The organism is Xanthomonas populi, from assembly GCF_002940065.1.
GTDB lineage: Bacteria > Pseudomonadota > Gammaproteobacteria > Xanthomonadales > Xanthomonadaceae > Xanthomonas > Xanthomonas populi.
This window is the reverse complement of the sequence record NZ_MDEJ01000346.1, coordinates 1-425: the sequence shown is the minus strand read 5'-3', so window position 1 is coordinate 425 and position 425 is coordinate 1. Positions and strand designations below refer to the sequence as shown.

General features: G+C 54.8%; 1 pseudogene. It reads right to left on the bottom strand.

The features are described 5' to 3' along the window. Positions 1 to 73 precede the first annotated feature (73 nt). Positions 74 to 187 (bottom strand): annotated as a pseudogene (locus XpopCFBP1817_RS21220) (IS481 family transposase); the annotation flags it as partial. Between the last annotated feature and the right edge of the window lie 238 nt (positions 188 to 425).

Here is a 425-nt window from a genome sequence, read left to right as displayed (position 1 = left end):
CGCTGATTTTTTGAAGGTATGGTCATCATCCAGTGCGTGTCACCACGGCTACGACTTGGTTGTTCGAGGTGCCCTTTTGATTGATGCCGTAGCGCTTGGACAGCGCTCTCAGGCTCTCTTGACTCTGTTGTATCGCTCGACGGATCGCCTCTGTCGTGGTGGCGCTCCCATGTAGAACCTGGCCCATCGTGCTTGCTTCCATTCGAGTGAAAAGAGTGCACCATCAAAGCCTGGGATCAAACACCTAGCGAATGGCGGTGGATTGTCTTGCTCTGCGACGGTGAGCCGGGCTTGCCCCTGATAAACGCGCGGTAGGTGATATGGGTTGGAGATAGCAAAAGGGAGCCTGCGTCTGAGGTATCCCCACGTTTTTCAGCCCATGACCATCTGGTTGTAGACGTGTTCGGGCAGTGTGCGTAATCGCT